Origin of the sequence: Microbacterium sp. MRS-1, from assembly GCF_000585455.1 — a bacterium.
Classification (GTDB): domain Bacteria; phylum Actinomycetota; class Actinomycetes; order Actinomycetales; family Microbacteriaceae; genus Microbacterium; species Microbacterium laevaniformans.
This window is the reverse complement of sequence record NZ_JAUF01000081.1, coordinates 1-25,218: the sequence shown is the minus strand read 5'-3', so window position 1 is coordinate 25,218 and position 25,218 is coordinate 1. Positions and strand designations below refer to the sequence as shown.

Annotated in this window: 21 protein-coding genes and 1 pseudogene; 11 read left to right on the top strand and 11 right to left on the bottom strand. The window is 71.4% G+C overall.

The annotated features are described in order from the left end of the window. Nucleotides 1-86: 86 nt before the first annotated feature. Both AS96_RS15525 and AS96_RS13005 read right to left on the bottom strand, forming a co-directional pair. Complete coding sequence (locus AS96_RS15525; RefSeq protein ID WP_036290536.1) at nt 87-263, bottom strand: hypothetical protein; 177 nt, start codon at nt 261-263, stop codon at nt 87-89. 22 nt (nt 264-285) lie between these two features. Continuing rightward, complete coding sequence (locus tag AS96_RS13005; protein WP_231477264.1) at nt 286-1,518, bottom strand: MFS transporter; 1,233 nt, start codon at nt 1,516-1,518, stop codon at nt 286-288. An 83-nt stretch (nt 1,519-1,601) separates the two neighbouring features. On the opposite strand from AS96_RS13005, the gene AS96_RS13000 reads away from it, so the two are divergent. The 4 genes from AS96_RS13000 to AS96_RS15110 all read left to right on the top strand — a co-directional run bounded on the left by AS96_RS13000 (nt 1,602) and on the right by AS96_RS15110 (nt 8,318). Continuing rightward, nucleotides 1,602-2,480, top strand: coding sequence for a LysR family transcriptional regulator (locus AS96_RS13000; RefSeq protein ID WP_036290535.1), 879 nt, complete (start codon nt 1,602-1,604; stop codon nt 2,478-2,480). A 156-nt stretch (nt 2,481-2,636) separates the two neighbouring features. Then, a complete protein-coding gene (locus AS96_RS12995) occupies nt 2,637-2,861 on the top strand; it encodes a hypothetical protein (RefSeq protein ID WP_197017309.1) in 225 nt (74 codons plus the stop codon). A gap of 168 nt (nt 2,862-3,029) precedes the next feature. Continuing rightward, nucleotides 3,030-5,945 (top strand): aminotransferase class III-fold pyridoxal phosphate-dependent enzyme, encoded by a 2,916-nt coding sequence (locus AS96_RS12990; protein ID WP_036290534.1) that lies wholly within the window; start codon nt 3,030-3,032, stop codon nt 5,943-5,945. A gap of 267 nt (nt 5,946-6,212) precedes the next feature. Then, a complete protein-coding gene (locus AS96_RS15110) occupies nt 6,213-8,318 on the top strand; it encodes an HAD-IA family hydrolase (protein WP_081768067.1) in 2,106 nt (701 codons plus the stop codon). A 118-nt stretch (nt 8,319-8,436) separates the two neighbouring features. Here AS96_RS15110 and AS96_RS12980 read toward each other — a convergent pair whose 3' ends face one another. Next, nucleotides 8,437-9,357, bottom strand: a complete 921-nt coding sequence (locus AS96_RS12980) for a DUF808 domain-containing protein (protein ID WP_036290533.1) — start codon at nt 9,355-9,357, stop codon at nt 8,437-8,439. Nucleotides 9,358-9,499: 142 nt separating this feature from the next. On the opposite strand from AS96_RS12980, the gene AS96_RS12975 reads away from it, so the two are divergent. The 3 genes from AS96_RS12975 to AS96_RS12965 are packed head-to-tail and all read left to right on the top strand — an operon-like array spanning nt 9,500 to nt 12,161. Then, nucleotides 9,500-11,017, top strand: coding sequence for an MATE family efflux transporter (locus AS96_RS12975; protein WP_036290532.1), 1,518 nt, complete (start codon nt 9,500-9,502; stop codon nt 11,015-11,017). Then, nucleotides 11,014-11,316 carry a DUF427 domain-containing protein gene (locus AS96_RS12970; protein WP_036290531.1) on the top strand — a complete coding sequence of 101 codons (303 nt, stop codon included), beginning with the start codon at nt 11,014-11,016 and terminating at the stop codon, nt 11,314-11,316. The genes AS96_RS12975 and AS96_RS12970 overlap by 4 nt, the downstream gene beginning before the upstream one ends. Before the next feature lie 47 nt (nt 11,317-11,363). Further along, nucleotides 11,364-12,161, top strand: a complete 798-nt coding sequence (locus AS96_RS12965; RefSeq protein WP_036290530.1) for an alpha/beta fold hydrolase — start codon at nt 11,364-11,366, stop codon at nt 12,159-12,161. A gap of 111 nt (nt 12,162-12,272) precedes the next feature. Here AS96_RS12965 and sufU read toward each other — a convergent pair whose 3' ends face one another. The 3 genes from sufU to AS96_RS12950 form a co-directional block, all read right to left on the bottom strand. Next, a complete protein-coding gene (gene sufU / locus AS96_RS12960) occupies nt 12,273-12,734 on the bottom strand; it encodes a Fe-S cluster assembly sulfur transfer protein SufU (RefSeq protein ID WP_005051616.1) in 462 nt (153 codons plus the stop codon). 1 nt (nt 12,735) lies between these two features. Then, nucleotides 12,736-14,007, bottom strand: a complete 1,272-nt coding sequence (locus AS96_RS12955; protein ID WP_081768066.1) for a SufS family cysteine desulfurase — start codon at nt 14,005-14,007, stop codon at nt 12,736-12,738. 63 nt (nt 14,008-14,070) lie between these two features. Beyond that, nucleotides 14,071-16,125, bottom strand: coding sequence for an APC family permease (locus AS96_RS12950; RefSeq protein ID WP_036290529.1), 2,055 nt, complete (start codon nt 16,123-16,125; stop codon nt 14,071-14,073). 72 nt (nt 16,126-16,197) lie between these two features. On the opposite strand from AS96_RS12950, the gene AS96_RS12945 reads away from it, so the two are divergent. Further along, nucleotides 16,198-17,298, top strand: a complete 1,101-nt coding sequence (locus AS96_RS12945) for a VanZ family protein (protein WP_036290528.1) — start codon at nt 16,198-16,200, stop codon at nt 17,296-17,298. Between the two features lie 86 nt (nt 17,299-17,384). Here AS96_RS12945 and AS96_RS12940 read toward each other — a convergent pair whose 3' ends face one another. From AS96_RS12940 to AS96_RS12925, 4 genes are all read right to left on the bottom strand, one after another. Then, nucleotides 17,385-18,338 (bottom strand): hypothetical protein, encoded by a 954-nt coding sequence (locus tag AS96_RS12940; protein WP_036290527.1) that lies wholly within the window; start codon nt 18,336-18,338, stop codon nt 17,385-17,387. Continuing rightward, complete coding sequence (locus AS96_RS12935) at nt 18,335-19,558, bottom strand: amidohydrolase (protein WP_036290526.1); 1,224 nt, start codon at nt 19,556-19,558, stop codon at nt 18,335-18,337. The genes AS96_RS12940 and AS96_RS12935 overlap by 4 nt, the downstream gene beginning before the upstream one ends. A 302-nt stretch (nt 19,559-19,860) precedes the next feature. Then, nucleotides 19,861-20,865 carry a LacI family DNA-binding transcriptional regulator gene (locus tag AS96_RS12930; RefSeq protein ID WP_036290525.1) on the bottom strand — a complete coding sequence of 335 codons (1,005 nt, stop codon included), beginning with the start codon at nt 20,863-20,865 and terminating at the stop codon, nt 19,861-19,863. A 1-nt stretch (nt 20,866) separates the two neighbouring features. Continuing rightward, nucleotides 20,867-22,549, bottom strand: a complete 1,683-nt coding sequence (locus tag AS96_RS12925; protein WP_036290524.1) for a glycoside hydrolase family 13 protein — start codon at nt 22,547-22,549, stop codon at nt 20,867-20,869. Nucleotides 22,550-22,633: 84 nt separating this feature from the next. Here AS96_RS12925 and AS96_RS12920 point away from each other — a divergent pair, with 84 nt between their 5' ends. Further along, nucleotides 22,634-23,152, top strand: a complete 519-nt coding sequence (locus tag AS96_RS12920; protein WP_036290523.1) for an adenine phosphoribosyltransferase — start codon at nt 22,634-22,636, stop codon at nt 23,150-23,152. Here the strand turns inward: AS96_RS12920 and AS96_RS12915 are convergent. Next, nucleotides 23,149-23,916 carry a substrate-binding domain-containing protein gene (locus AS96_RS12915; protein ID WP_231477262.1) on the bottom strand — a complete coding sequence of 256 codons (768 nt, stop codon included), beginning with the start codon at nt 23,914-23,916 and terminating at the stop codon, nt 23,149-23,151. The genes AS96_RS12920 and AS96_RS12915 overlap by 4 nt on opposite strands. Here AS96_RS12915 and AS96_RS12910 point away from each other — a divergent pair. After that, nucleotides 23,881-24,711, top strand: a complete 831-nt coding sequence (locus AS96_RS12910; protein WP_231477260.1) for a hypothetical protein — start codon at nt 23,881-23,883, stop codon at nt 24,709-24,711. The genes AS96_RS12915 and AS96_RS12910 overlap by 36 nt on opposite strands. Nucleotides 24,712-24,759: 48 nt before the next feature. Next, a pseudogene (locus AS96_RS12905) lies at nt 24,760-25,218 on the top strand (MinD/ParA family ATP-binding protein); the annotation flags it as partial.

Below are 25,218 nucleotides of genomic sequence, written 5' to 3'. Positions count from 1 at the left end.
CACCGCAGGGTCGCGCTCCCGTCCAGAACCGCTGGTCAGGCGTTCTTTCTCGTCGTGAGCAGACGGGGGGATGCTGGTCGAAAAACTCAGTGGGAACGGGTGATCGCGCCCACGGTTCCGAGGAACCCGAACACGAACAGACTCACGCAGGAGATCACGAAGCCCCAGATGGCGAGCTGACTGAAGGGCAGCCGCGGAGCCGGCGCAGGGATTGACGCCTCGGCGCCGGAGGGGTGATGAGACGTGTGCTCGGGTTCATCCATAGGGCCGTTTTCGCACGCGGCGCTATGTTCCGGCTGAACCTCGCAGCCGCAGCGTGAGGAAGAGCGCCGCGCACAGCGTCGTGAGCCCCGCCGCGAGGAGGACGACGGCCGTCCAGCCGGCGCTCGCGAACAGGTGTGTGGATGCCGCGCCCGACACCGTGCTGCCGAGGTAATAGGTCAGCAGGTAAGCGCTCGATGCCCGCGAGGTGCTGCGCCCCACCGCCTGAGCGCGCGCGACGACCCACCCGCTGAGGATCGAGTGTGTTCCGAGAAAGGCCGCCGTCAGAAGTCCGAGACCCGCGAACACCGCGATGACGTTCGGCCAGAACACCAGGCCGATCGCGGCGAGCATCGCGAGCGCGCCCAGCAGCGAGGTGACCGCGCGGCCGAGGCGTCTCGAGATCCGGTGGAACAGGCCCGGCGCGAGGATGCCGAGGGGGTAGGCGAAGTAGACGAACACCTCTGCCGCGCCGAGTGAGAACGGGGGCCCGTCCAGCCGGAACGGCACCGCGTTGTACAACCCGACGAAGGTGGCCATCGCGAGCGCGCCCGCCACGCACACGGCGAGGATGACGGGGTCGCGAAGGGAGGCGACCGTGCCGCCGAGCAGGTCGCCGATCCGCAGCGGCAGCGGTGCCGCGCCGTCGCGGGGGAGCGCGAACCAGACCAGCACGCCGACGATGACGCTCAGCGCACCGAGCACGGTGCTCACGAGCTGCCAGCCGCCGAGGGCGGCCAGCGGCAGCGGCGCGAGGCGGCCCACGGCACCGCCGAGCGCCGTGCCGGAGATGTACAGCGCGTTGGCGCGCCCGTGGGCGTCGTCGCGAACGGCGTCCCGCAGGTACGCGAGCGCGACGGCCGGCAGCACCGCCAGTGCCAGGCCCCCCGCGGCGCGGAGGGCGAGGAACGCCTCCCACGTGGGTGCGAACGCGCACGCCACCGAGAGAACGCCGGCGACCACGAGCGATCCGCTCATCGCGGACACCCGCCCGATGCGGTCGGACAGCGGGGCCGACAGCAGCAGGCCGAGGAGCATGGCCGCCGTCGTCGCCGAGATCGCGAGTCCGCTGGCGCCGGCATCCACCCCGAACGACGCCGCGATCGACGGCAGCAGCGGTTGTGGGAAGTAGATGATCGCGAAGTTCGCGAGGCCGCCAGCGGCGAGCAGGCCCACGACGCGTCGGTAGGAGGCGGTGCCTGCGGCGATGCGCGCGATCGACCCGGTGGGGGTGCGATCGAGCAGGGTGACGGCCATGCGGACCATCGTCGTCCCGCGCACAGACGGGCCGGAAATGAAACGAAAGCCGCTTTTGATGCGTTCAGCGCATAATCGGTGTCATGGACGAGCAGACCCTCCGCATCTTCCTGTCGTTGGCCGAGACGCAGAACACGCGCGACACCGCCGCGGAACTGCGCGTCAACCAGTCGAACGTGTCACGCGCGCTCGCGCGACTCGAAGACGAGGTCGGGATGGTGCTGTTCGCCCGACACGGCAAACGGCTCGAGCTGAACGCGAACGGTCTCGCCTTCCGCGCCGACGCAGCTGGCGTCCTCGACGCGGTCGAGTCGGCCCGCCGTCACGCTGAGCTGATCGCCGACGAGGGGCGGCTGCTGCGCGTCGGGTTCCTGCACTCGGTGGCGCGGTGGATGGTGCCCGACGTCATCCAGCGCTTCCGCGCACTGCGACCCGATGTGCGGGTCTCGCTGCGTCAGGGCTTCGCCCGCGACCTCTACGGCTGGCTCGCCCTCGACACGATCGACGTCGCCTTGAGCACGGCACCGCTGGCGACCTCCGCGACCTCCGACGACATCGGATGGCAGCCGCTCGCCGAAGAGCCGCTGTGCATCGCCGTCCCCTCGGGCCATCCGCTCGCGGCGGCATCCGGCCCGGTCGATGTGCGGGCGTTGGCAGGGCGCGACTTCATCGGCTTCTCGCGCATCGCGGAGCTGCGGACGGCGGTCACCGGGATCTTGGATGAGGCCGACGTCGCCGTGAACGTCACGTTCGAAAGCAGCGAGATCGACACGATGCGCAGCCTCGTCGCCGGTGGCCTCGGGGTCTCGATCCTGCCGCGCACACCGGGCCGCGACGACCCGGGCGTCGTCTATCTCCCGCTGGAGCCGCAGCGCGTGCGTGCGATCGGCATCGCCTGGAGCACGACCGCCCAGGGCTCTCGCTACGCGAAGGAGCTGGTCACCGCGCTGCGGGAGCGGTGAGGCGGTCCTGCGGCTGGGCGTGGCGGTGCCCGTCTGTGGCGGACAGAGTCGCCGCATGACGCCGGTGCACACGTCATCGACACGACCCAGAAACTGATCGCGGCCGCCGCGGCGGGCGAGGCTGCGGCACTCGTCTGCCCGGGATCGCAACCCGACGTGCGCGATCCGGCGGACGGGGAGGGGCTCACCGCTCAAGAGCCCGAGCGGTTCGTCGCCGCCCACTGGCCCGAGATGGCCCATCATGATCCGACGTGGAGCATCAACCTCTCGCTCCCTGCGTCGCGCGTCATCGCGGGTGCGCAGTATCCGGGCGACGTCTTCTACCGGGAGGTCGACGGCGAGCTCTGTCTCGTCGACATCGCCTGGTGGACGGTGCAGTAGTCGCGGCGAGGCCCCACAGCCTCGGAATCGACGGGCGGACGAGATGACCGGTCAACGGGGCTGATTCGGACACACGGATGCCGCGGCATCCGCCAGAATCGTGGTGCCCGTGCGGCGCGCACCGGCGGGATCTCCGCTCGACCGCCCTCTCCCGAAGGACGTGACCCGATGACCGACAACTGGCTGCTCGCCCGACCCGAGGTCGACCTCGACGAGGTCCGCGCGCTCGCGCGGCGCGACTACGGCGTCGACGGCGAGCTCACCGAGCTGGGCAGTCAGCAGGACCGCAACTTCCTTGTGCGCGGCGCCGACGGAACGGGCATTCTCGTCAAGATCTTCCACCCGACGGTCGACGCGTTCGCCGTCGACCTGCACATCGCGGCTTCCGATCGCCTGCGCGCCGAGGGACTGCTCACCCCGGAGGTGCTGACGACCGTTGACGGCGCTCGCACGACGCAGATCGTCTGCGCCGACGGGCAGGTCGCTCGCGTCGCGGGTTTCCAGATCGTCGACGGGAAACCGCTGTCGGACATCACCGATGCCGACGGCGCCCAGGCCGAGGAACTGGGTGAGCTCGTCGCCGAGGTCGCCGAGGTGCTGGCCGGAATGGATGCCGAGGACACCGACCGCAACCTGCAGTGGGAGCTCGGCAACGCCCTCGCCGTCGTCGAGCAGCTCATCGACGACCTCCCCGAGGACCGTCGCGAGCAGTGCCTGACGGCGGCCCGCCGCGCCGCCGCCGAGCTCGACGCCGTCGCGGCCCACCTTCCGCGCCAGGTGATCCACGGCGACCTCACCGCCGACAACGTCATGCGCGACCGGCGGGGGCGGCACTGGGTGATCGACCTCGGCGATGTCGCGACGTCGTGGCGTGCCGCCGAGCTGGCGATGCTGCTCGCCGACCTCATGGGTCGCACCGACGACCTCGCGATCGTCGGCCGCGCCGTCACGGGCTTCGATCAGCGCGCGCGCCTCGCGGATGCCGAGATCGAGGCGCTCTGGCCGCTGGTCGTGCTCCGCGGCGCCGTGCTCGCCGTCAGCGGCTGGAGCCAGTTGCGCATCGACCCGGGCAACGATTACGCGCGCGAGCGGGTCGAGCACGAGTGGCAGGTCTTCGCGCGGACGGCCCGGGTACCGTCCGCCGAGGTGACGGCGCAGCTGCGCCTGGCCACGGGCCGTCCGCACCGCGCGGGCCTCGCCTACCGTCCCGTCCTGGCACAGATGGATGCCGCGGCCGCCGTGGACCTCGGCATCCGCAGCGCGCACCTCGATCGCGGTCGCTGGACGGTTCCCGGCACCGAGCAGGCGCTCGTCCGCGAGACCCTCGCTTCCGCCCCGGTCGCGGTGCTGCGCTACGGCGAGAGCCGCCTGAGCCGCGTGTCGACCGACACCACCCGACCCGCTGCCACCCGGGCGCGGTGTGTCGAGCTGTGGACCCGCCCGGGTGTCGAGGTCACCGCGCCGTTCGGCGGCATCCTGACGGTCGACACCGATCCGGGCGGCGGCGCCGGCGCGATCGAGGTGCGCGACGCCGGTGTCGTGCTGCGGATCGAGGGGATCGTCCTCGACCCGGCGGTCGCGACGGCGGCGGACGGGGCGGTGGATGCCGGTGCTCCGCTGGGACGCGTCGCAGAGCTCGAACCGGGGCTCGGCCGCCTGCGCATCACTCGCCGTCTGCGTGAGGCCGCCGCCGACGCGGCATTCACGGATGCCGAGGGCGAAGCCGAGACCCCGGGCGCGGCAGATCCGTCGGCGATCCTGGGCACCGATCGCGTGGCCGATCCGGTGCGGGCGACGCGGCACGCCCGACGGGTGCGCGAGGAGGCGATCGGCGCCGCCGCCGAACGCTTCTACGCCGAGCCGCCGCAGATCGAGCGCGGCTGGGGCGCGCTCCTCATCGACACGCAGGGACGCGCCTACGTCGACCTCGTCAACAATGTGACGGCGATCGGACACGCTCATCCCGTCTTCGCCGACCGCATCGCCCGGCAACTGCACCTGCTGAACACCAACTCGCGCTTCCTCTACGACGCCTTCGCCGAGTTCACCGCGCGGCTCGTCGCGCACAGCCCCGACCCGTCGCTCGACACCGTCATCCCCGTCAACAGCGGGTCGGAAGCCGTGGACCTCGCCCTCACGCTCGCCCGCGTCGCCACCGGCCGGCGCGACGTGATCGCCGTGCGCGAGAGCTATCACGGCTGGACGAGCGCCGCCGACGCCGTGAGCACCTCGGCGTTCGACAACCCGCACGCCGCCGACTCGCGTCCCGACTGGGTGCACCTCGTCGACGCGCCGAACGCCTACCGCGGCCGTCACCGCGGACCGGATGCCGGGGCCGCGTACGCGCGCGAGGTCGCCGACCTCGCGCGCGCCCTGGCCGACGAGGGCCGACCCGCCGGCGCCTTCATCTGCGAGCCGGTGCTGGGCAACGCCGGCGGCGTCATCCCGACGGCCGGCTACCTCACGGCGGTGGCCGACGCCGTGCGCGCGCACGGCGGCCTGGTGATCGCCGACGAGGTGCAGGTCGGCTACGGGCGCCTGGGATCATCGTTCTGGGGGAGCACGATGCAGGGGCTCGTGCCCGACATCGTCTCGGTGGCGAAGGCGGCGGGCAACGCCTACCCCCTCGGCGCCGTCATCACGCGCCGCGAGATCGTCGATGCCCTCGCCCGCGAAGGAACGTTCTTCTCCTCGGCCGGCGGCACCCCCGTCAGCGCGGTCGCCGGATCGGCGATCCTCGACATCATCGACGCGGAAGGGCTGCAGCAGAATGCAGCGCGGGTCGGCGGCATCATCGCCGAGGAGGTGCGGGCGCTGATGTCGCGGCATCCGCTCATCGGCACCGTCCACGGAACGGGTCTGTATCTCGGTATCGAGCTGGTGCGTGACCGCGAGACGCTCGAGCCCGCGCGCGAAGAGGCGGCGCGCGTGTGCGATCTGCTGCTCGGACACGGGTTCATCGTGCAGGCCGCCTCCGAACGGCAGAACGTGCTGAAGGTGAAACCGCCCCTCGTGCTCACCGAGGTCGATGCGCGCCGGTTCGTCGCGGCCCTCGACACTGCGCTCAGCTCGCTGCGCCGCTGAGCGCCCCGCCGCGCCGCGCCGCGCCACCCCGCCCGCCGCGCCGCGCCGCCCCGCCCCGCTCCTCGCCCGCCCCGCCAGCGAATCGGGGTCGCGTTCTGCGGCGTCGATGAAGCTGTAGCCGCGGATTGCGACACCGATTCGGCGCGAAGCCGCAGATTGCGACACCGATTCCGGGGTTGGCGGGCTCGCGCCCCGGCATCCGTGGCGTGCCGGAGTCGATGGCGCTTCTCGTCCGCGCGTCACGGCGGCGCTCGTAGAGTGGAGGAGATGACTTCCTCGCCGCAGTCCCGTCGTTCCCCGTCGTTCCGCCCCCTCGCCCGTCGGGCCCCGGAGCACCTCGGCATCCCCGAAGCCGCCGTGCTGGCGCTCGCCGAGCGCCTCGCCGCGGAGGGTCTCGACCCGCACGCGCTGCTGGTCGCCCGCCACGGCGAGGTGGCCTTCGAGACCGCGTGGGCCCCGTACCGGCTGGAGCGGCCGGTGCTCGTGTATTCGGCATCCAAGACGTACACGGCGCTGGCGATCGGCTTCCTCGCCGACGAGGGGCGGCTGGGGCTCGACGATTCTGCGGGTCTGCACGTGGGGGAGGAGAACCCGCACGGCATCACGGTGCGTCATCTGCTCACGATGAACACGGGCCACTCGGCCGAGCAGATCGAGCGCATCGGCACCGATCCGCTCGTACTGCTGCGCGAAGAGCCCGCGTTCGCTCCCGGCACACACTTCGCGTACAACTCCCCGGCCACGCACACACTGTCCGCGATCGTCACCGCCCTCACCGGCGAGCCGCTCACCGCGTACCTGCGCCCGCGGCTGCTCGACCCGCTCGGGATCGGGGAGCGATGGATGTCGCCGTACGGCGGCATCGAGCACGGCGCCTCGGGCTTCCACCTGACCGTGGACGATCTCGCCCGCACGGCCATCATGCTGAACGCCCGCGGCGTGGTCGACGGCGTGCAGGTCGCGCCGGCCTGGTATGTCGAGGAGATGTCGCGTCCCTGGTCGGATACCTCGGTGTTCGAGGGGCCGATCGCCGCCGACGGCGAGGTCAACGACTGGAGCCTCGGGTACGGATACCAGGTGTGGCGCGGCCGTGAGGGGTTCCGGCTCGACGGCGCGTTCGGCCAGTTCGCGCTCGTGCTGCCCGACCACGACCTGGTCATCGCCTACCAGGGCGCCACCCTCGACACCCAGGCGACGCTGCGCGCGTTCTGGGCGTTCGTCGCGGCTGTCGAGGTCGCGGACGCGGCAGGCGGAGCGGATGCCGCGACCCCCGCCGCCACGGGCGCCGACACCGCACCGACCGTGCCGACGGCGCCGACCGCGGCCCTCGACGCGGCGCGCGACGGCTGGGCCGAGCGTGACCGGCTCACGATCAGTCCCGACCCGTTCGACGTCGCGGGACTCGCCCTCGACGACGCGGCGGACGGATGGCGCCTCGCCCTCCCCGGCGTCGGCTCTCTGCCGGTCGGCCCGTTCTGGCAGGAGATCACCGTCGAGGGCCCGGCCGTGGACGGTGCACCCGATGCCACCCACCTGCGCCTCTCCACCCGCGGGGAGCGCCGCGACGATGGCAGCGTGCTCGTGCACGTGGTCGACACCACCTCTCCGCATCGCGCGATCGTGCGCCGTGACGCGTCCGGTGCGGTCCAGGCCGGCTGGCACCTGCCGCCGCTCGGCGGCGGGTGGGAGGCGCTGCGCGTCCCGGCATCCGTCCCCCGCATCGCGACCTCTGCGTCGGCCGTGCTGCTGGACATGGACGGCACCCTCGTCGACTCGCACGCCGTGGTCGAACGCCTCTGGACGCAGTGGTCGCTCGATCACGGCGTCGATCCGGCACGGACCCTGTCGATCATCCACGGTCGGCAGGGCCAGGACTCGATGGCGCTCCTGCTGCCGGACCGCCCGCACGAGGTCAACCTCGCCGAGAACGCCGCGATGCTCGCCACCGAGACGGCGCAGACCGAGGGCGTCGTGGCGATCGCCGGCGCGGCCGACCTGCTCGCCGCCCTGGCTCACGAGGGCGTTCCGTACGCCCTGGTCACGTCGGCGACCACCGAGCTGGCCACTGCGCGCATGCGGGCCGCCGGGCTGCCGATGCCTCCCGTCGTGATCGCGGCGGCCGACGTGAGCCGCAGCAAGCCCGATCCCGAGGGCTTCCTCGCCGGCGCCGCCGCGCTCGGGGTGGATGCCGCGCGCTGCATCGTGGTCGAGGACTCCGCCAACGGCATCGCCGCCGGACGCGCCGCCGGCATGCGCGTGATCGGCGTCGGCCCCCACGCCGCCGAGGCGGGGCCGACGTGGACGGTCTCCGATGCCCGCGGCATCCACGTGTCACGGGACGCGGACGGCGGGGCTGTCGTCACGCTCGACTGACCGGGCGGCCTGCGCGAGAAACCGGATTCACCTCGAGAAACCACATCCGCCTTCAGAAACCACGGTGCCGACGATTTCTCGGGGCGAAAGTGGTTTCTCGACCGCGGGGCAGCCGCCGTCAGTCGGTCTCGCCGTGGGCGGCGCGGTGTCCCTCGCTGAAGCTGAGGTTGCGGCCGAAGGCCTTGCCGATGGCCAGTGCGATGCCGACGATCACGAGGCCCACGACCAGTCCCGCGACGGCGGACACGGCCGTGTCGCCGATCCACACGATGACCGGGCCGAGGGGCTCGAGTGCGTGCTCGACGGCGTGCAGGAGTTCGACCGGGGCGTGCCAGCCGACCTCGCCGAGGTTGGCGAGCACGAGATGGCCGCCCACCCACAGCATCGCCACGGTGCCGACGATCGAGATGACGCGGAAGACCGCGGGCATCGACCGCACGATGCGCGTACCGGTGTGGCGCACGCGCACCGAACCGCTCTTGGCCATCTTCAGGCCGATGTCATCGATCTTCACCAGCAGGGCGACGGCGCCGTAGACCAGCGCCGTCATCGAGAGCGCGATGACCGCGAGCACGGCCAGGCGCAGCCAGAAGTCCAGGTCGGGATCGACGTTCGACAGGCCGATCAGCATGATCTCGGTCGACAGGATCAGGTCGGTGCGGATCGCGCCCATGACCAGTCGCTTCTCGTCGCGCCCGCCCTCGTCGTCGTGGCCGCCGTGGTGGAAGCCGAACCACTCGAGCACCTTCTCGGCGCCCTCGAAGCAGAGGTATCCGCCGCCGACGATGAGCAGCCACGGCAGAACCCCGGGCGCGAAGGCGGTGAGCAGCATCGCGATCGGGATGATGATCAGGAACTTGTTCGCGAGCGACCCGAGGGCGATGCGACCCACGACCGGAAGCTCCCGTGCAGGAGAGAGCCCCTGCACGTACTGCGGGGTGACGGCGGCATCGTCGATCACGACGCCTGCGGACTTGGCCGATGCCTTCAGCGCCGCGCTGAGGATGTCATCGACGACGGCGAGCAGACCTACGGACATGCCTGCAACAGTACCGGCCGGGCAGGACCCGACCGACGGATGCCGAGGCTTGCGCTCCTCGAATCGATTCGATAGCCTGGAATCCGGCGCTCCCGTGAGGAGCGCCTTTCGCCGTTTCCGCCCCCGTCTCGAACCCGGTCGTATGTCACGTTCTCTCACCACCGGTAGCCCCTGGCGCGTCATCCTCGCGTTCGCGGTGCCGCTGCTCATCGGCAACGTCGTGCAGCAGCTGTATCAGTTCGTCGACGCGATCGTCGTCGGGCGCCATCTCGGCGTCGATGCACTCGCCGCCGTCGGCGCGACCGGAAGCCTGCTGTTCCTGCTGCTCGGGTTCGCCTGGGGTCTGACGAGCGGATTCGCGATCCCCACGGCGCAAGCCTTCGGCGCCCGCGACGTCACGGCGGTGCGCCGCTCGGTGGCGGCGGGAACGATCCTCACCGCGATCACGACGATCGTGCTGACGGTCGGCGCGCCGCTGCTGGCCGGTCCCGCCCTGCACCTGCTGCAGACGCCGCCCGAGCTCATGGACGAGGCGACGGTGTTCGCCCAGGTCAGCTTCGTCGGCGCCGGCGCCATCATGGGCTTCAACTACCTCTCCGCGATCATCCGGGCGATCGGCGACTCGCGCACGCCGTTGCTGTTCCTCACGATCGCCTGCGGACTCAACGTGGTGCTCGTCATCCTCATGGTCGGTCCGTTCGGTCTGGGCGTGGCCGGCGCGGCGCTCGCGACCGTCGTCTCGCAGGCCCTCTCGGTGATCCTCTGCCTCGTGTACGTCCGCCGTCGGCTGCCCGTGCTCCACGTGCAGCGCGCCGACTGGCGCATCACGCGGGCCGATCTCGTCGAGCACCTGCGACTCGGCCTGCCCATGGGGTTCCAGGCGTCGATCATCGCGATCGGCACCCTGACGGTGCAGGTCGCGCTGAACACCCTGGGCGCCGACGCGGTCGCCGCGTACACGACGGCATCGCGCGTGGACGGCCTCGCCGTCGCCCTCCTGCAGTCGCTCGGGCTCGCGGCATCCATGTACGCCGCCCAGAACCTGGGGGCGCGCCGCCCGGATCGCATCCGTCGCGGCGTCGGACAGGCGATCTGGATGGCGCTGGCTGCCGCCGTCGTGCTCGGAGCGCTGCTCATCACGTTCGGAGCCCCGCTCGTGCGCCTGTTCGTCGGCGACGGCAGCGATACCGTCGTACAGCTGGCCGCGCTCATGCTGCTCATCAACGGCGCCAGCTACACGGCGCTGGGCGTGCTCTTCATCCTGCGCGGCACCCTGCAGGGTCTCGGCAGCACCGTCATCCCGACGGTGACCGGGCTCGTCGAGCTGGCGATGCGCGTGGGCGCGGCGGTCGTGCTCGGCCACATCTTCGGGTTCGTCGGCGTCGTGTGGAGCAACCCGCTCGCCTGGGTCGGCGCCAGCGTCATCCTCATCCCCGCGTACCTGCGCGCTCACCGGGCGCTCGAGCGGATGCCGGTCGACCCCGCAGAGCCGACTCTCACCACCCCCATCGCCGTCATCGGGCCGACGGACGGGTCGATGGTGGTGGATGCCGTGGTCACCCAGCCCATCCCGCTTCCGCAGCAGCCGGTCGCCGACCTCGTTGCGGGCCGCGTGCGACGGTGGAAGGGTGGGACGCGAGCGAAGCGGAGGACGCGATGAAAGCTGTTCTGGGTGATGTGACGGTGGCGGAGGCCGACCGCGACGACCTGATCTCCATCGAAGGCAACTGGTACTTCCCGCCGTCGAGCGCGAACGGGGACCTCCTGCAGGAGAGCCCCACGCCCTACACCTGCCCGTGGAAGGGCGAGTGCCAGTACTACTCCGTGCGCTCCGGCGACGAGCTGCTGGCCGACCGTGCCTGGTCGTACCCCGATCCCTACGAGAGCGGCATCGCCCGCGTCGGCAAGGACTTCTCGGGATACGTCGCGTTCTGGAAGGAAGTTCGCGTCGAGGACTGACTCGCGGCGGCGACCACACCCGCCGAATCGACGGCAGGATAGAAGCCGTGACCGCGCCGCTTCAGAACCTCACGCAGATGCCCGACCCGCAGTACCTCATGGTCGGGGACGGCTACCGCATCGCGACGTACTCGTGGGGTGACGAGGACGCGCCGACTGTCGTCGTCGTGCATGGGTTTGCATCGAGCACGAAGGACAACTGGGTCGCGACGGGCTGGGTGCGCGATCTCACCGCTGCCGGATATCGGGTGCTCGCGCTCGACCAGCGCGGCCACGGAGCCAGCGACAAGCCGCACGAGCCCCGCGCGTACGATATCCGCCAGCTCGCCGGGGACGTCGAGACGATGCTCGACACCTACCTCGTCGACGAGGCGTTCTACGTCGGGTACTCCCTCGGCGCCCGCGTGGGCTGGGAGGTCGTGCAGGACATCGCCCCCCGCATTCCGCGGGCCGTTCTCGGCGGGGTTCCCGACGGCATCCCGCTCGCGCGCCTCGACCTCGATCAGGTGCGCGCGCTCATCGCAGACGGCACGCCGGTCACCGATCGCGTCACGCAGAACTACATCGCGCTCGCCGAGCGCGTGCCGGGCAACGACCTGCGGGCGCTCCTCGCCATCGCCGAGGGCATGCGGTCGTCGAAGACCGTCGATCCCGACCCCGCGCATGCCCCGCAGCAGCCGGCGATGTTCGCGACGGGATCGCTCGACGGCATCATCGAAGGTTCGAAGGCGCTCGCCGCCGCCTGCCCCCAGGGCCGCTTCGTCGAGATCCCCGACCGCCACCACTTCAACGCGCCGGGTTCGCGGGTCTTCCGCAGCGCCGCCCTCGAGTTCCTCGGTTCGTAACCCCCACCCCTTCGCCGAGCCGCTACGTTTCGCGCGAGCCGCTACGCCAGATCGTGGCGGCTCGCGCAGAACGTAGCGGCTCGGCATCCGCCCCGGGGAGGGGGAGGGGGGTCAGGCCTTCGCGATGGCGTCTTCGAGGGCGACCCAGGCGAGCATCGCGCACTTCACGCGCGCCGAGAACTTCGAGACGCCCGACAGGGCCGCGGCGTCGCCGTAGACCTCCTCGTCGAGCTCGATCGTGCCCCGCGAGCGCAACGCCTCACGGAAACCCTCGATCAGCTGCAGGGCCTCGGCCCGGCTGAGCCCCTCCTCGGCGACGAGGTCGGCGAGCATGGATGCCGAGGCCTGCGAGATCGAGCAGCCCCGGCCCTCCCACTGCACGTCGGCGATCGTCTCCCCGTCGACGCGGGCGCGCAGCGTGATCTCGTCGCCGCACACGGGGTTCTTCTGGTGCGAGGTGCCGATCGTGCCGACCTTTGCGGGCGCGTCGCCCTCGTCGGTGAGACCGAAGTGCTGCGGATGCTTGGAGTGATCGAGGATCAGCTCACGGTAGAGGGCGTCGAGATCACTCATGTCAGACTCCGAAGTAGGGGCGGATGCCGGCGACGGCCTCGATGAGACGGTCGACGTCGTCGGTGGTGTTGTACAGGGCGGTGCTCGCGCGAACGCTCGCCGTGACGCCGTAGCGCGTGTGCAGGGGCGCGGCGCAGTGGTGGCCGACGCGGACGGCGATACCCCGCGCGTCGAGGAATTGGCCCGCGTCATGGGCGTGCACGCCGTCGACGTCGAACGACCACAGCCCCACGCGCCCGACGCCGGCGGCGTCGCCGAGCAGACGGATGCCGGGGATCTCGACGAGCCCCGCGCGCATCCGATCGGCCAGCATGCCCTCGTGGGCATGGATGCGATCCAGCCCGACGGCGTCGAGATAGCGCACAGCCGCCGCCAGGCCGATCGCGGGGCCGACGGGCTGGGTGCCCGCCTCGAAGCGCTGCGGCGGCGGCAGGTACTCGGCGCGGTCGAGCGTCACGGTGGTGATCATCGACCCGCCCGTGAGGAACGGCGGCAGCGACTCGAGCACCGGCGTGCGCCCATAGAGACCGCCGACCCCGTACGGGCCGAGCATCTTGTGACCGCTGAACACCGCCAGATCGACGCCGAGAGCGGGCAGGTCGAGCGGGATATGCGGCGCGGACTGGCAGGCGTCCATCACGGTGATCGCGCCCACGCCTTGCGCGAGGGCGACGAGCTCGGCGACCGGGTTCACGATGCCGAGAACGTTCGAGACATGCGTGAAGGCGACGACGCGGGTGCGCTCGGTGATGAGGGATGCCGCGGCATCCATGTCGAGCGTGCCGTCGTCGTGCGTCGGGATGTGGCGCAGCACGGCGCCGGTGCGGGCCGCGAGCTCCTGCCACGGAGTGAGGTTCGCGTGGTGCTCGATCGCGGTCGTGACGATTTCGTCACCCGGTCTCACGAGGCGCGCATTCCCGATGGAGTATGCGACGAGGTTGAGGCCCATCGTGGCGCCGCTCGTCCAGACGAGCTGTTCGGGCTGCGCGCCGACGAACCCGGCCACGGTGGCTCGCGCGTCTTCGAACAGCTCCGTCGCCTCGGCGGCCAGCGTGTGCGCGCCGCGGTGCACGGCGGCGTTCGCGTGCGTCAGGAAGTCGCGCTCCGCATCGAGCACGGCGAGCGGCTTCTGACTGGTCGCGGCGGAGTCGAGATAGGCGAGCGGATGGCCGTTGACCTGCTCGCCGAGGATCGGGAAGTCGGCCTTGATCGCGGAGGCGTCCAGGGCCGTTACGGGCGCGGTGGAAGCGGGGGACGCGGTCGCGGAAGTCACCCCTCTAGGCTACGCCCCGGCATCCGTCACGGCTCCGGCGCGACGGAGCCGCCTCGGATGCCGTCAACTCTCGTCTTCGGTGTGGGCGACCAGTCCGTAGCTCGGCAGCCGTCCGTCACGACGGTCATCTCCGAGAAGCGGGCGGGAGCGGCGGCCGTAGATCAGCTCCGACGAGTCGAGCAGCCACGGCACCAGTGTGATCTGCACGCCGTGCACGAGCATGAGCTGCTGTGCGATGCGGCGCGCGCGTCGGTTGTGCAGGAACGTCTCCCACCAGTGACCGACGATGTACTGCGGCATGTAAACCGTGACGACGGCGCTGCCGTGCTTCTCGCGATACTTCGTGATGAACTGGGCGATCGGAGGCGCGTAGTGGCGGTAGGGCGATTCGATCACCACGAGCGGGACCGGCATGTTGTGGAGCTTCCAGTCCTCCTGCACTTCGCGGGCTTCTTCCGCCGTGACCGCGACGTGTACCGCCAACGTCTTGTCGTGCCTGCCCGACAGGGCGTAGTCGATCGCCTTCGCCGTCGGCTTCTGCAGCGTGCCCACCAGCACGAGCGCGACATCTCCGGTCGAGCCGTAGTGCACGTCGTCGTCCATGGCGATCTCGTGCGAGACGTCGCGGTAGTAGCGGTGCACCCCGATCATGAGGAACGACAGCAGCGGGATCGCGATGAAGACGAGATAGGCGCCGTGGGTGAACTTCGTGATCGTCACGATCACGAGGACGACGATCGTGAACGTCGCCCCGAGCGCATTGATGAACAGGCCCGAGATCGCCTCTCGCCGCGCCTTCGCCGCCTTCGGGGAGAGCAGGCGCAGCTCGCGCCGCCAGTGCTTGACCATGCCGAGCTGGCCGAGTGAGAACGAGACGAAGACTCCGATGATGTACAGCTGGATCAGCGTGGTCAGCTTCGCCTGGAAGATCACGAGCACGAGCACCGCGGCAAGGCCCAGGATGATCATGCCGTTCGAGTACACGAGACGGTCGCCGCGCGTGTTCAGCGCCTTCGGCGCATAGCCGTCGCGTGCGAGCACCGACCCGAGCAGCGGGAAGCCGTTGAAGGCCGTGTTGGCCGCCAGCAGCAGGACGGCGGCGGTTGCGGCCTGCACCACGAAGAAGAGGATGCTGCCGTTGCCGAACGTCGCAGCGGCTACCTGCGCCATGAGGCTCGGCTGCACGAGCGCCTCGCAGTTGAAGCCGATCAGCCGGCACGGATCCTCCGAGTAGTGCACACCGGCCACGAGAGCGAGCACCGTGAGGCCCGCGAACATCGTGATGGCGATCGAACCCATCAGAACGAGCGTCGTCTGGGCGTTTCGGATCTTCGGCTGGCGGAACGCCGGAACACCGTTGGAGACGGCCTCCACGCCGGTCAGGGCGGAACAGCCGCTGGAGAACGCGCGCAGGATCAGCAGGATGAGAGCGGCCTGGCTGAGGTCTTCTGCCTGCACGGCGAACTGGGCGCTCTCGGCGATCGGCGCATCGCCCAGCATCCAGCGCACGAGCCCCGTACCGATCATGAGCATGACCGAACCGATGAACAGGTAGGTCGGAATCGCGAAGGCCGTCGAGGCTTCGCGGACGCCGCGGAGGTTGACCAGGATGATGAGCACGACGAAGCCGACCGCGAGCTCGACGCGCCAGGGGTCGAGGTTCGGCAGGGCCGAGATGATGTTGTCCACGCCCGAGGCGACCGACACGGCCACCGTCAGGATGTAGTCCACCAGCAGGGCCGCCGCGACCACGACGCCGGCTTTCTCGCCCAGGTTCGTGCGGGCGACCTCATAGTCGCCGCCGCCCGAGGGGTAGGCCTTGATCAGCTGGCGGTAGCTGAGCACCACCACGATGAGCAGGGCGACGACCGCCGCCGCGACCCAGGGGCTGAGCGCCAGGAAGGCCGTGCCGCCGATCAGGAGGATCATCAGCAGCTCCTGCGGGGCATAGGCCACCGAGGAGAGAGCGTCGGAGGCGAAGATCGGCAGCGCCATCTTCTTGGGCAGCAGCTGTCCTTCGAGCTCCTCGCTCGTGAGGGGCTCGCCGATGAGGATGCGCTTGGCGATCGGCGTCTCTTCGCCGGGGCCGCGACTGTCGTCTGTCACGGCGGGCGACATTACGCGGTCGCGTGTCGCCGCGCAATCCCGGCGAGCGTGAGAATGACGCCGCGAGGCTGCAAGGATCGACGCATGCGGAACGAGGTCTACTCCGGTGTCGTCGCGCTGGCCATCGGATTCGTGGTCGGAATCGTGCTGTTCGTGCCGTTCGTGGCGATCAGCTACCGTCGCCGCGGCCGGCTCGCCGTCGGCCGATTTCTGCTGTGGGCCGCCGCCCTCGTCTACTTCTGGGCCATCTGGACGTACACGCTGCTTCCCCTGCCCGACGCCGAGAATTACGCCTGCGCGGGCGCGAACCTGAACATCTGGGCCTTCATCGACGACCTTCGCGGCGCCCGCAGCCTCACCGACTTCGCCGTCCTGCAACTGGCGCTGAACGTGCTGCTGTTCATGCCGCTCGGGTTCTTCCTGCGGGTGCTCGGAGGTCGCGGCATCGTCGTTGCGTTCGCGACCGGCCTGCTGGTGTCGCTGACGATCGAGACCACCCAGCTCACCGGGGTGTGGGGACTGTACCCGTGCGCGTACCGCGTCTTCGACGTCGACGACATGCTCACGAACACGGTCGGGGCGGTGCTCGGCTCGCTCGTCGCGCTGATCGTCCCCCGACGGTGGTGGGTGCGTCGATCGACGGATGCCGGGAGCCGCCCGCACCCGGTCACGCGCGGACGCCGGCTGCTCGCCATGTTCTGCGATCTGCTCGGCGTCGTGCTCGTCGGGTACGGTTCGGCCGTCGCCGTGCAGGTGTTCCTCGAGTACGTCGTTCGCGACCATGCCGCCGTCCTCGACGGTGCCGCGGGTCGCCACGCGCTCACGGTGACGCCGATCGCGATGTGGGCCGTCGTCGTGCTCGTCACCGGCCGCACGCCCGGTGACCTGGCCGTCGAACTGCGCTACCGCGGCGGGCCGCTGCCGGCCCCGGTGGCACGGCCGCTGCGGTTCGTCGCCGGCATCGGCGGCTATCTGCTGCTGGGGCTCGTGCCGGCGCCCGGGACCTTCGTGCAGTTCGTGTTCGCCGCGGCATCCGTCGTGCTCGTGTTCACGACGCGCGACGGCCGGGGGCTGCCGGGGCTGCTGAGCGGGCAGCGGCTCGTCGACGCGCGTGAGCCGGCTGCCGCGGTGGATGACGGCGGGACGGTGTTCACAACTCCGGAGAAGTCGTCCCGAAACGGGTGAACGGCCGGGCGCCGGCTGTTGGCGGCGTCGAATCTCCGGAGTTGTGAACCGAGCGGAAGGGCGCCCGTCTGATCCGCGGCTGCGTGTTACTGCGGAGCGTAGAAGTACAGGATCGTCCCGACCGGGCCGTCGGCACCGTCGGTGTCGGCGAACACGCTGTACGAGGGCGTGCCGTTCTTGAACGAGGAACGCTGGGGGTCGAAGGCGAAGCGGATGCTGCCCGAGGCGCGGGGTGTCTCACTCGCGGGCGCCGGTGTGAGGGCGCGCACCTCGGCCGCGCTCATTCCGATCTTCAGGCCGAACTCCGCCGTGATCGGCACTCCGCCCACCTCGTTCGCGGTGAACAGCGCGTACGCCGGCTGCGAGAAGTCCGCTCGCGTCAGCGTCGCGGTCGGGACCATCTCGAACAACGAGAATCCGTTCCACGTGTACACGGTGTAGTCCGGCAGTGTCGATCCGTTGCCCGCTTGCGTGCGCTGCGTCGGAGGCGCCCCGAAGGCCGCGGTGAGGGCCGCGACGGCGGCGGCGGGTTCGTCGGCCCATCGGTAGGTGAAGGGCTGGCCGGCGGCGGTCGTGAGTGTGAAGCCGGTCGCCGAGAACGCCACGCCCGTGGCCGCGGCGGTCGTGGTGGGACTCGGCGTCGAGGAGGGGGTGGATGCCGGGACCGACGCATCGTCGGTCGCCACCGCCGTCGCCGACGTGGCCGGTTGCGCCGAATCGGACGGGCGGGTCAGTGCGAAGCCGACCACGGCGACGACGGCCACCGCCAGCACGCCGACGACGATGCCGAGGATCAGCGTCGTGCGAGAACCGCCTCCACCGCCCGGGGTGCGGGGTTCGCGGGGTTCGCGCGGCGGCTTCGGATCACGCGGTTCGCGCGAAGGCCGAGGCTCGCGCGCCGCCCGGGGCTCGCGCGCCGCCCGGGGCTCGCGCGCCGCCCGGGGCTCGCGCGCCGCCCGGGGCTCGCGCTCCGCCCGGGGCTCGCGAGCCGGGCGCTCCGGCTCGTCGGGCTGGGGGCCGAACAGATCCTCGAGGCTCATCCGAGGAACTCCCGTGCCGCGACGACCAGCGCGTCCGCTCCGCGCTCGATCGTGGGGTGCAGGATCGGGGCGAAGAAGGGCGAGTGGTTGGTGGGGATGTCCTCGTTCACGGTGCCGCGCGCGACGGCATCCGCGAACTGCTGCGGGTCGAGCCCGCCCCAGAACCAGTAGACGAGCGGCACGCCCGCCTCGCGGGCGAACCACGAGACGTCCTCGCTTCCGGTGAACATGCCCGGGTCGACGACCGTCCCTTCGCCGAAGGCGCGTTCCCACGCTGCGGACAGGCGCGCGGTGGCCTCGTGGTCGTTGATCGTCGGCGGCAGCGAGTGGTCGGTCGTGATGACCGGCTCCTCCTCCGCTCCGGATGCCGCGGCCTCCGCCCGCACGATGCGTTCGACGCGTGCGAGCACGTCGGCGCGGGCCTCGTCGTCGGGGTAGCGCAGGCTCAGCTCGAGCTTCGCCTCGGCGGGGATGATGTTGTTCTTGAGTCCCGCGTGGATCGAGCCGACGGTGACGACGGCCATCTCCCGCGGGTCGATCTCGCGCGACACGATGGTCTGCAGGCGCATGACGGTGGCGGCGGCCATGACGACGGGGTCGATGGTGGCGTGCGGTCGCGAACCGTGGCCGCCGCGGCCGAGAAGGCGCACGGTGAGGCCGTCCGAGGCCGCCATCTGCGTTCCGGGGCGCACACCGATCGTGCCCGCCGGGAGCGGCGTCAGGTGCTGGCCGAGCACGATGTCGGGCTTCGGGAAACGGTCGAGTACGCCGTCGGCGATCATCGCCTGGGCGCCCGCACCATACTCCTCGGCGGGCTGGAAGACGGCGACGACGGTTCCCGACCACTCGTCGCGGGTCGCCGCGAGCCGCTCGAGCGCGCCGAGCAGGGCCGTCACGTGCATGTCGTGGCCGCACGCGTGCATCACGGGCACGTCGGTGCCGGCCGGGTCGATGCCGCGGGCGGTGCTGGCGTAGGCGAGGCCGGTCTGCTCGGCGACCGGAAGGCCGTCCATGTCGGCGCGCAGCCACACGACGGGTCCGTCGTCGGTGGCCGTGCCGGTGATGCTCGTGGCGACGCCGGTGGTGCCGAGGCCTTCGACGTACTCGAGACCGAGAGCGGTGAGCTCGCGGGTGATGACACCCGCCGTGCGGGTCTCCTGGAACGACAGTTCCGGGTGGCGGTGCAGGTCGATGTAGAGGGCTTCGAGGTCGATGCTCATGCCTTCGAGAGTACGCGGCGGTCACTCGGCCGTCGCCGAGCGCGCGCGTTGCGGCCGTTCCCGCCGCGTCGCGGGGACTGGTCGCGCCGCGTCGTCGGGACTGCTCGCGCCGCGTCGCGGGGACTGCTCGCGCCGCGTCGCGGCTCTCCGCGTCTCCGCGTCGCGGCATCTCCCCGTTCCGTACTCAGTCTGGCCGGTCCCGGCATCCGGTGTGGTCCGCGTGTTTCCGCGGCACGGGCGCCGAGGTCCCGAAGCGCAGACTGAATACGGAACAGGGGAGGACGGGCGGCGCGAACCGGTGGTCAGTGCGGCGGCGCGGTGGAGCCGCGCACCACGAGCTCGAACGGCAGGGATGCCGAGGCAGCCGCCGCCTCGTCGACGCCCAACTCCGCGAGGATCGTCTGTCCGGCGCGCTCGCCCTGTGCGTGCGGGAACTGCTCGATCGTTGTCAGCTCGAACAGTTCCGCCAGCTCGTGCCCGTCGACGCCGATGACCGACAGCCGGCCGGGCACCTCGATGCCGAGTTCGCGCGCCGCCGCCAGCACGCCGAACGCCATCTCGTCGGATGCGGCGAAGATCGCGGTGGGCGCGTCGGGGCCGGAGAGCAGTTCACGCGATACGCGGCGCGCCCCCTCGACGGTGAAGTCGGCCGTGACGAAGCGGGGTGCGGCGACACCGGCATCCCTCATCGCCTGCGCGAATCCGCGGCGCCGGCGCGTGGGGATGTCGAGGGTCTCGCCCGCATCGTCCGGCAGACTCCAGCCGAGGTGCACGATGTCGCGGTGGCCGAGTTCCAGCAGGTGCTGCGTGGCGAGCCGGCCCACGGCCGTGTCGTCGACGCGCAGCCCCCGCAGCTCGGCATGCGGAACGCCGAGCGCCACGACGGGAACGGGCAGCTCGTTCAGCTGGCGCAGCTCGTCGGCGCTCAGCTCGACCGACAGCACGATGAGGCCGTCGACGCGTCGGCGGCGCAGCGACGTCTCGAACAGGCTCCGCCGCTGCGCCGGATCGTCGGTCAGGTTGTACAGCGTCATGTCGTAGCCGCGCGGCGCGAGCTGCGCGGCGATGCCGTCGAGCACGGTGGCGAAGAACCACCGGTCCAGCAGCGGCACGATCACGCCGATGTTCTCGGCGCGGCCGGAGGCGAGGGTGGATGCCGCGGCCGAGACGACGTAGCCGAGGTCGGCGGCCGCGGCGCGCACACGCTCGCGCGTCGCCTCGGAGAGGCGTCCCCGTCCGCTGAGGGCGCGCGACACCGTCGCCGTCGAGACGCCGGCGGCGCGCGCGACCTCCTCGATGCCGGTCACGTCAGTCCGCGACCATCCACACCGCGACGTCGACGGGCAGCTCCGTGCCGTCGAACGGCTCGCTCGAGACCAGCACGGTACCCGACGGCAGCATCACCGGCGCGGCCCCGGCGTTGGCGATCACGGTGACCCGACCGGACCGGAACGCGATCACGTCGTCGCCGTAGCCGTCGAGCCACTCCAGCGTCGCCGCTCCGAGGCCCTCGGCGCGGCGGGTCGCCAGCAGCGTGCGGTACAGCCACAGCGTCGAGTCGGGGTCGGACTCCTGCGCGTCGCGGGCGAGCGTGGCCCATTCGGCCGGCTGCGGCAGCCACGACTGGCCCGTCGGGCTGAAGCCGTAGGCGGCGGCATCCGCGGTCCACGGGATCGGCACCCGGCACCCGTCGCGGCCGTAGCGCTCGCCGTCGGTACGGAACCAGGTCGGATCCTGCCGAGACGCGGGCGGCAGCGCGATGACCTCGGGAAGGCCGAGCTCCTCGCCCTGGTAGAGGTATGCGGAGCCGGGCAAGGCGAGCATCACGGTCGTCGCGGCGCGGGCGCGGCGCAGGCCCACCTCGGGAATCGGCTGGCCGGGCGAGTCGGGACCGATGCCGTGGCCCTGCGGGTTCTCGGCGGTCAGCGCGAGCCGCGACGCGTGGCGCACGACGTCGTGGTTCGACAGCACCCAGGTAGCCGGGGCGCCGACCGCAGGGAACGCGCGCAGCGACTCAGAGATGACCTCGCGGATGGCCGCGGCATCCCACTCGGTCATGAGGTACGGGAAGTTGAACGCCTGGTGCATCTCGTCGGAGCGCACCCACTCGGCGGTGCGGTCGACGGTGGGCAGCCACGCCTCGGCGCAGAGCGCACGGTCGCCGTCGTACTCCGCGAGCACACGGTGCCAGTCACGGTAGATCTCGTGCACACCCTCCTGACCCCAGTACGGCACGTCGTCGTCGGAGCCGCCCATGCTGTCGGCATCCACCGCGGGAAGGTGATCGGGCAGACCGTCGGTCTTGACGAGGCCGTGCGCGACATCGACGCGGAAGCCGTCGACGCCGCGGTCGAGCCAGAACCGCAGGATGCCGCGGAACTCCTCCTGCACCTCGGGGTTCGACCAATCGAAGTCGGGCTGGCTCGTGTCGAACAGGTGCAGGTACCACTGCTCCGGCGTGCCGTCGGCCTCGGTGACGCGGGTCCACGCCGGGCCGCCGAAGACCGACTCCCAGTTGTTGGGCGGCAGCTCGCCGTTCTCACCCTTGCCGTCGCGGAAGAGGTAGCGGGCGCGCGCGGCACTGCCGGGGGCTGCGGCCAGCGCCTCCTGGAACCAGACGTGCCGGTCGGAACTGTGATTGGGCACGAGGTCGACGATCACGCGGATGCCGCGCTCGTGCGCGCCGGCGAGCATCTCGTCGAAGTCGGCGAGCGTGCCGAACAGGGGGTCGACGTCGCAGTAGTCGGCGACGTCATACCCGGCATCCTTCTGCGGAGAGCGGTAGAAGGGGCTCAGCCACACGGCGTCCACGCCCAGGGCGCGCAGGTCGTCGAGATGCGCCGTCACGCCGGGGAGGTCACCGATGCCATCGCCGGAGGCGTCGGCGAACGAGCGCGGGTAGATCTGGTAGATCACCGCGGTGCGCCACCATTCGGCGCCGGGGCGGCTCTCGCCGATGTCGGGGAGGGAGAAGGTCAACTGCGACGTCATGGCATCAGCGTAGCGCAAGCGCTTGCGCACCCGGTGGCGGTTCTCGCGCGACGGGTCGCGTCCGGCGGCGACTAGCCTTGACCGGTGACTTCCGAGGCCCTCGCCCACGCCGAATCGCTCATCGCCGGCATCCCCGACTTCCCGCAGCCGGGCGTGCTGTTCCGCGACATCTCGCCGCTGCTCGCCGACGCGCAGGCCCTGCGCACCGTCGTGGATGCCGTGATCGAGCCCTTCGCGGGGCAGTTCGACGTCGTCGCGGGCATCGAGGCGCGCGGGTTCATATTGGCCGGCGCGGTCGCGATCGCGGCGGGTGTGGGGATGGCGCCGATCCGCAAGGCGGGCAAGCTGCCGCGGCCCGCGGCATCCGTCTCCTACGCCCTCGAGTACGGCACGGCCGAGATCGAGATGAGCGACGACCTCGAGGCGGGCACGCGCGTGCTGCTGGTCGACGACATCCTCGCCACGGGCGGCACTCTGCGCGCGGGCCAGCACCTGCTCGACGAGCTCGGCCTGCAGCTGGCGGGGACGGCGGTGCTGATGGAGCTCGTCGAGCTTCAGGGGCGCGCGGTGTGCGGCCCGGTCCATTCCGTCTTCCGGGTCTAAGTCCGGTCGGCGACCGAGGCGCGCATCCGCAACGGCAGCGGAACCAGGTGCGCCACCGGGGGAGGGGATGATCCGTCTGCCGCGGCGCCGCGCTCGATCAGGTCGATGAGTTCGTCCGCGGCGGCGCGGCCGAGAGCGCGCTGCGGGAAGGCGAAGGTCGTGAGGCCCGGCCGCAGCCAGCGGGCGAACGACGTGTCGTCGAACGAGAGCACCGAGACGTCTTCGGGCACACGCACCCCGCGCTCCTGGAGCGCCTGGTAGGCGCCCATCGCCAGGCGGTCGTTGAAGCACAGGAGCGCATCGACCTCGGCGCCACTGTCGAGCACCTCCGACACGAGGCGGAAGCCCTCCGGCGGCAGCCACTGCACCGTGGGACGTGCCGACACGATCTGCCGCCCTGCCTCGGCGAAGACCGAGAGGGCGCCGCTGAGACGCTGGGCGGCGGCGAGGCCGAACGGGTGCGCGTTCGCCGGGTCGTCGCCGACGCCGATGAGGTGGATGCGCCGGTGCCCGGTGTCCACGAGCAGGCGCGCGGCGGCGGCACCGGCCGCGACCTCGTCCGGAAGCACGCGCACGTAGTCGGCGTCGTCGGTCGGCTCGATGTTCAGCAGCACGGTCGGCATGCGGGTCGCCTCCACCGGGATAGCGCGCGCGTGGGTCATCATCGTGGCCAGCACCACCCCGTCGACCTGGCGATCGAACATCGCGTCGAGCAGGTCGCGCTCCAGATGCGCGTCACCGCCCGTCTCGCCGACGAGCACCATGTAGCCGCGCGCACGGGCCGCCTCGATCGCGCCGCGGATCATCTCTCCGGCTACGACTTCGCGCTGCCCCCGCTCGTGCTGCACGCCCTCCACGAGCACGACCTCCGCCCGCTCGCGCAGTGGCTGACCGTGCGGCCCGCCAACACCATCACGGTGCTCGACACCCACGACGGCATCGGCGTCGTCGACGTGGGCGAGAGCGACCTGAAGCCCGGCGTTCCGGGACTCCTCGCCCCCGCGCAGATCGACGCGCTCGTCGAGGCGATCCACGACGCGAGCGGCGGGACGAGCCGGCTCGCCACTGGCGCGGCCGCCTCGAACCTCGACCTCTACCAGGTGAATTGCACCTACTACGACGCGGTCGGTGCCGACGATCGTGCCTACCTGCTCGCGCGGCTGATCCAGCTGATGGTGCCCGGCATCCCGCAGGTGTACTACGTCGGCCTGTTCGCCGGGCGCAACGACGTCGACCTCCTGCACGCCACCGGCGTGGGCCGCGACGTCAACCGCCACCACTACACGCCCGATGAGATCGCCGCCGAGCTCGAGTGCCCCGTCGTGCGCGCGCTGGGCGAGCTGCTGCGGCTGCGGGCCGCGCATCCGGCTTTCGACGGCGAGTTCACCGCCGAGCTCGGCGGCACCGCCGGGGTGCTGCGCTGGGTGCATGCGGCCCATCGGGTGGAGGTCGCCTTCGACGTCGCGTCGCGCGCCTTCACACTGACGGCGACCGGCGCGGATGCCGAGACGGATGCCGAGGTGCGCCGCACCGTCGATGACCTGCTCGCCGCCGGGTGAGGCCCGCGCCCCCGGCGGCGTGCAGCACAGGATGGGATACTCGGAGGCGTGACTTTCGAACCCACCGTGCTCGTGACTTCGCAAACCGCCGCCGAGATCCACCTCGCCGGTGAGGTCGACGAGGTCTTCGCCTCGACGCAGGAGGGGCTGCGCAGCCGCATCGTCGAGTCGATCCGGCTGATGGCCGCGTCGGCGGGTGAGCCGGTCACCGCGACCGTCGTCGACGGCGCCACACGGTGGGCCCTCGTCGTCAGCCCCGATGGCAGCTTCACCGAGGCCACAGCGTCGGCGACGGAGGTGGTCGCGGAGCCCATCGCTGCGGCTGCGCCGGCGGCCGATGCCGTGCCGGCACCGGTCGCGGCGGCGTCGCCTGCGGCTGGCGAATCCGATGCCGCACCGATCTCCGCCGTGCCCGTCACGGCGGCCCCGTCCGCCGCGGCGGCTGCGGAGTCCGCCCCCGCGACGACCGCGGTGGCGGTGACCGACGGGCCGCTGCGCAGCGGCGGC

Excerpts from the sequence above, each read along its gene's own strand:
- AS96_RS15525 (WP_036290536.1), bottom strand. The coding sequence starts at position 263 with ATGGATGAACCCGAGCACACGTCTCATCACCCCTCCGGCGCCGAGGCG.
- AS96_RS13005 (WP_231477264.1), bottom strand. The coding sequence starts at position 1,518 with ATGGCCGTCACCCTGCTCGATCGCACCCCCACCGGGTCGATCGCGCGC.
- AS96_RS13000 (WP_036290535.1), top strand. The coding sequence starts at position 1,602 with ATGGACGAGCAGACCCTCCGCATCTTCCTGTCGTTGGCCGAGACGCAG.
- AS96_RS12990 (WP_036290534.1), top strand. The coding sequence starts at position 3,030 with ATGACCGACAACTGGCTGCTCGCCCGACCCGAGGTCGACCTCGACGAG.
- AS96_RS15110 (WP_081768067.1), top strand. The coding sequence starts at position 6,213 with ATGACTTCCTCGCCGCAGTCCCGTCGTTCCCCGTCGTTCCGCCCCCTC.
- AS96_RS12980 (WP_036290533.1), bottom strand. The coding sequence starts at position 9,357 with ATGTCCGTAGGTCTGCTCGCCGTCGTCGATGACATCCTCAGCGCGGCG.
- AS96_RS12975 (WP_036290532.1), top strand. The coding sequence starts at position 9,500 with ATGTCACGTTCTCTCACCACCGGTAGCCCCTGGCGCGTCATCCTCGCG.
- AS96_RS12970 (WP_036290531.1), top strand. The coding sequence starts at position 11,014 with ATGAAAGCTGTTCTGGGTGATGTGACGGTGGCGGAGGCCGACCGCGAC.
- sufU (WP_005051616.1), bottom strand. The coding sequence starts at position 12,734 with ATGAGTGATCTCGACGCCCTCTACCGTGAGCTGATCCTCGATCACTCC.
- AS96_RS12950 (WP_036290529.1), bottom strand. The coding sequence starts at position 16,125 with ATGTCGCCCGCCGTGACAGACGACAGTCGCGGCCCCGGCGAAGAGACG.
- AS96_RS12945 (WP_036290528.1), top strand. The coding sequence starts at position 16,198 with ATGCGGAACGAGGTCTACTCCGGTGTCGTCGCGCTGGCCATCGGATTC.
- AS96_RS12940 (WP_036290527.1), bottom strand. The coding sequence starts at position 18,338 with ATGAGCCTCGAGGATCTGTTCGGCCCCCAGCCCGACGAGCCGGAGCGC.
- AS96_RS12935 (WP_036290526.1), bottom strand. The coding sequence starts at position 19,558 with ATGAGCATCGACCTCGAAGCCCTCTACATCGACCTGCACCGCCACCCG.
- AS96_RS12925 (WP_036290524.1), bottom strand. The coding sequence starts at position 22,549 with ATGACGTCGCAGTTGACCTTCTCCCTCCCCGACATCGGCGAGAGCCGC.
- AS96_RS12910 (WP_231477260.1), top strand. The coding sequence starts at position 23,881 with ATGCGCGTCACCGCCCGTCTCGCCGACGAGCACCATGTAGCCGCGCGC.
- AS96_RS12915 (WP_231477262.1), bottom strand. The coding sequence starts at position 23,916 with ATGGTGCTCGTCGGCGAGACGGGCGGTGACGCGCATCTGGAGCGCGAC.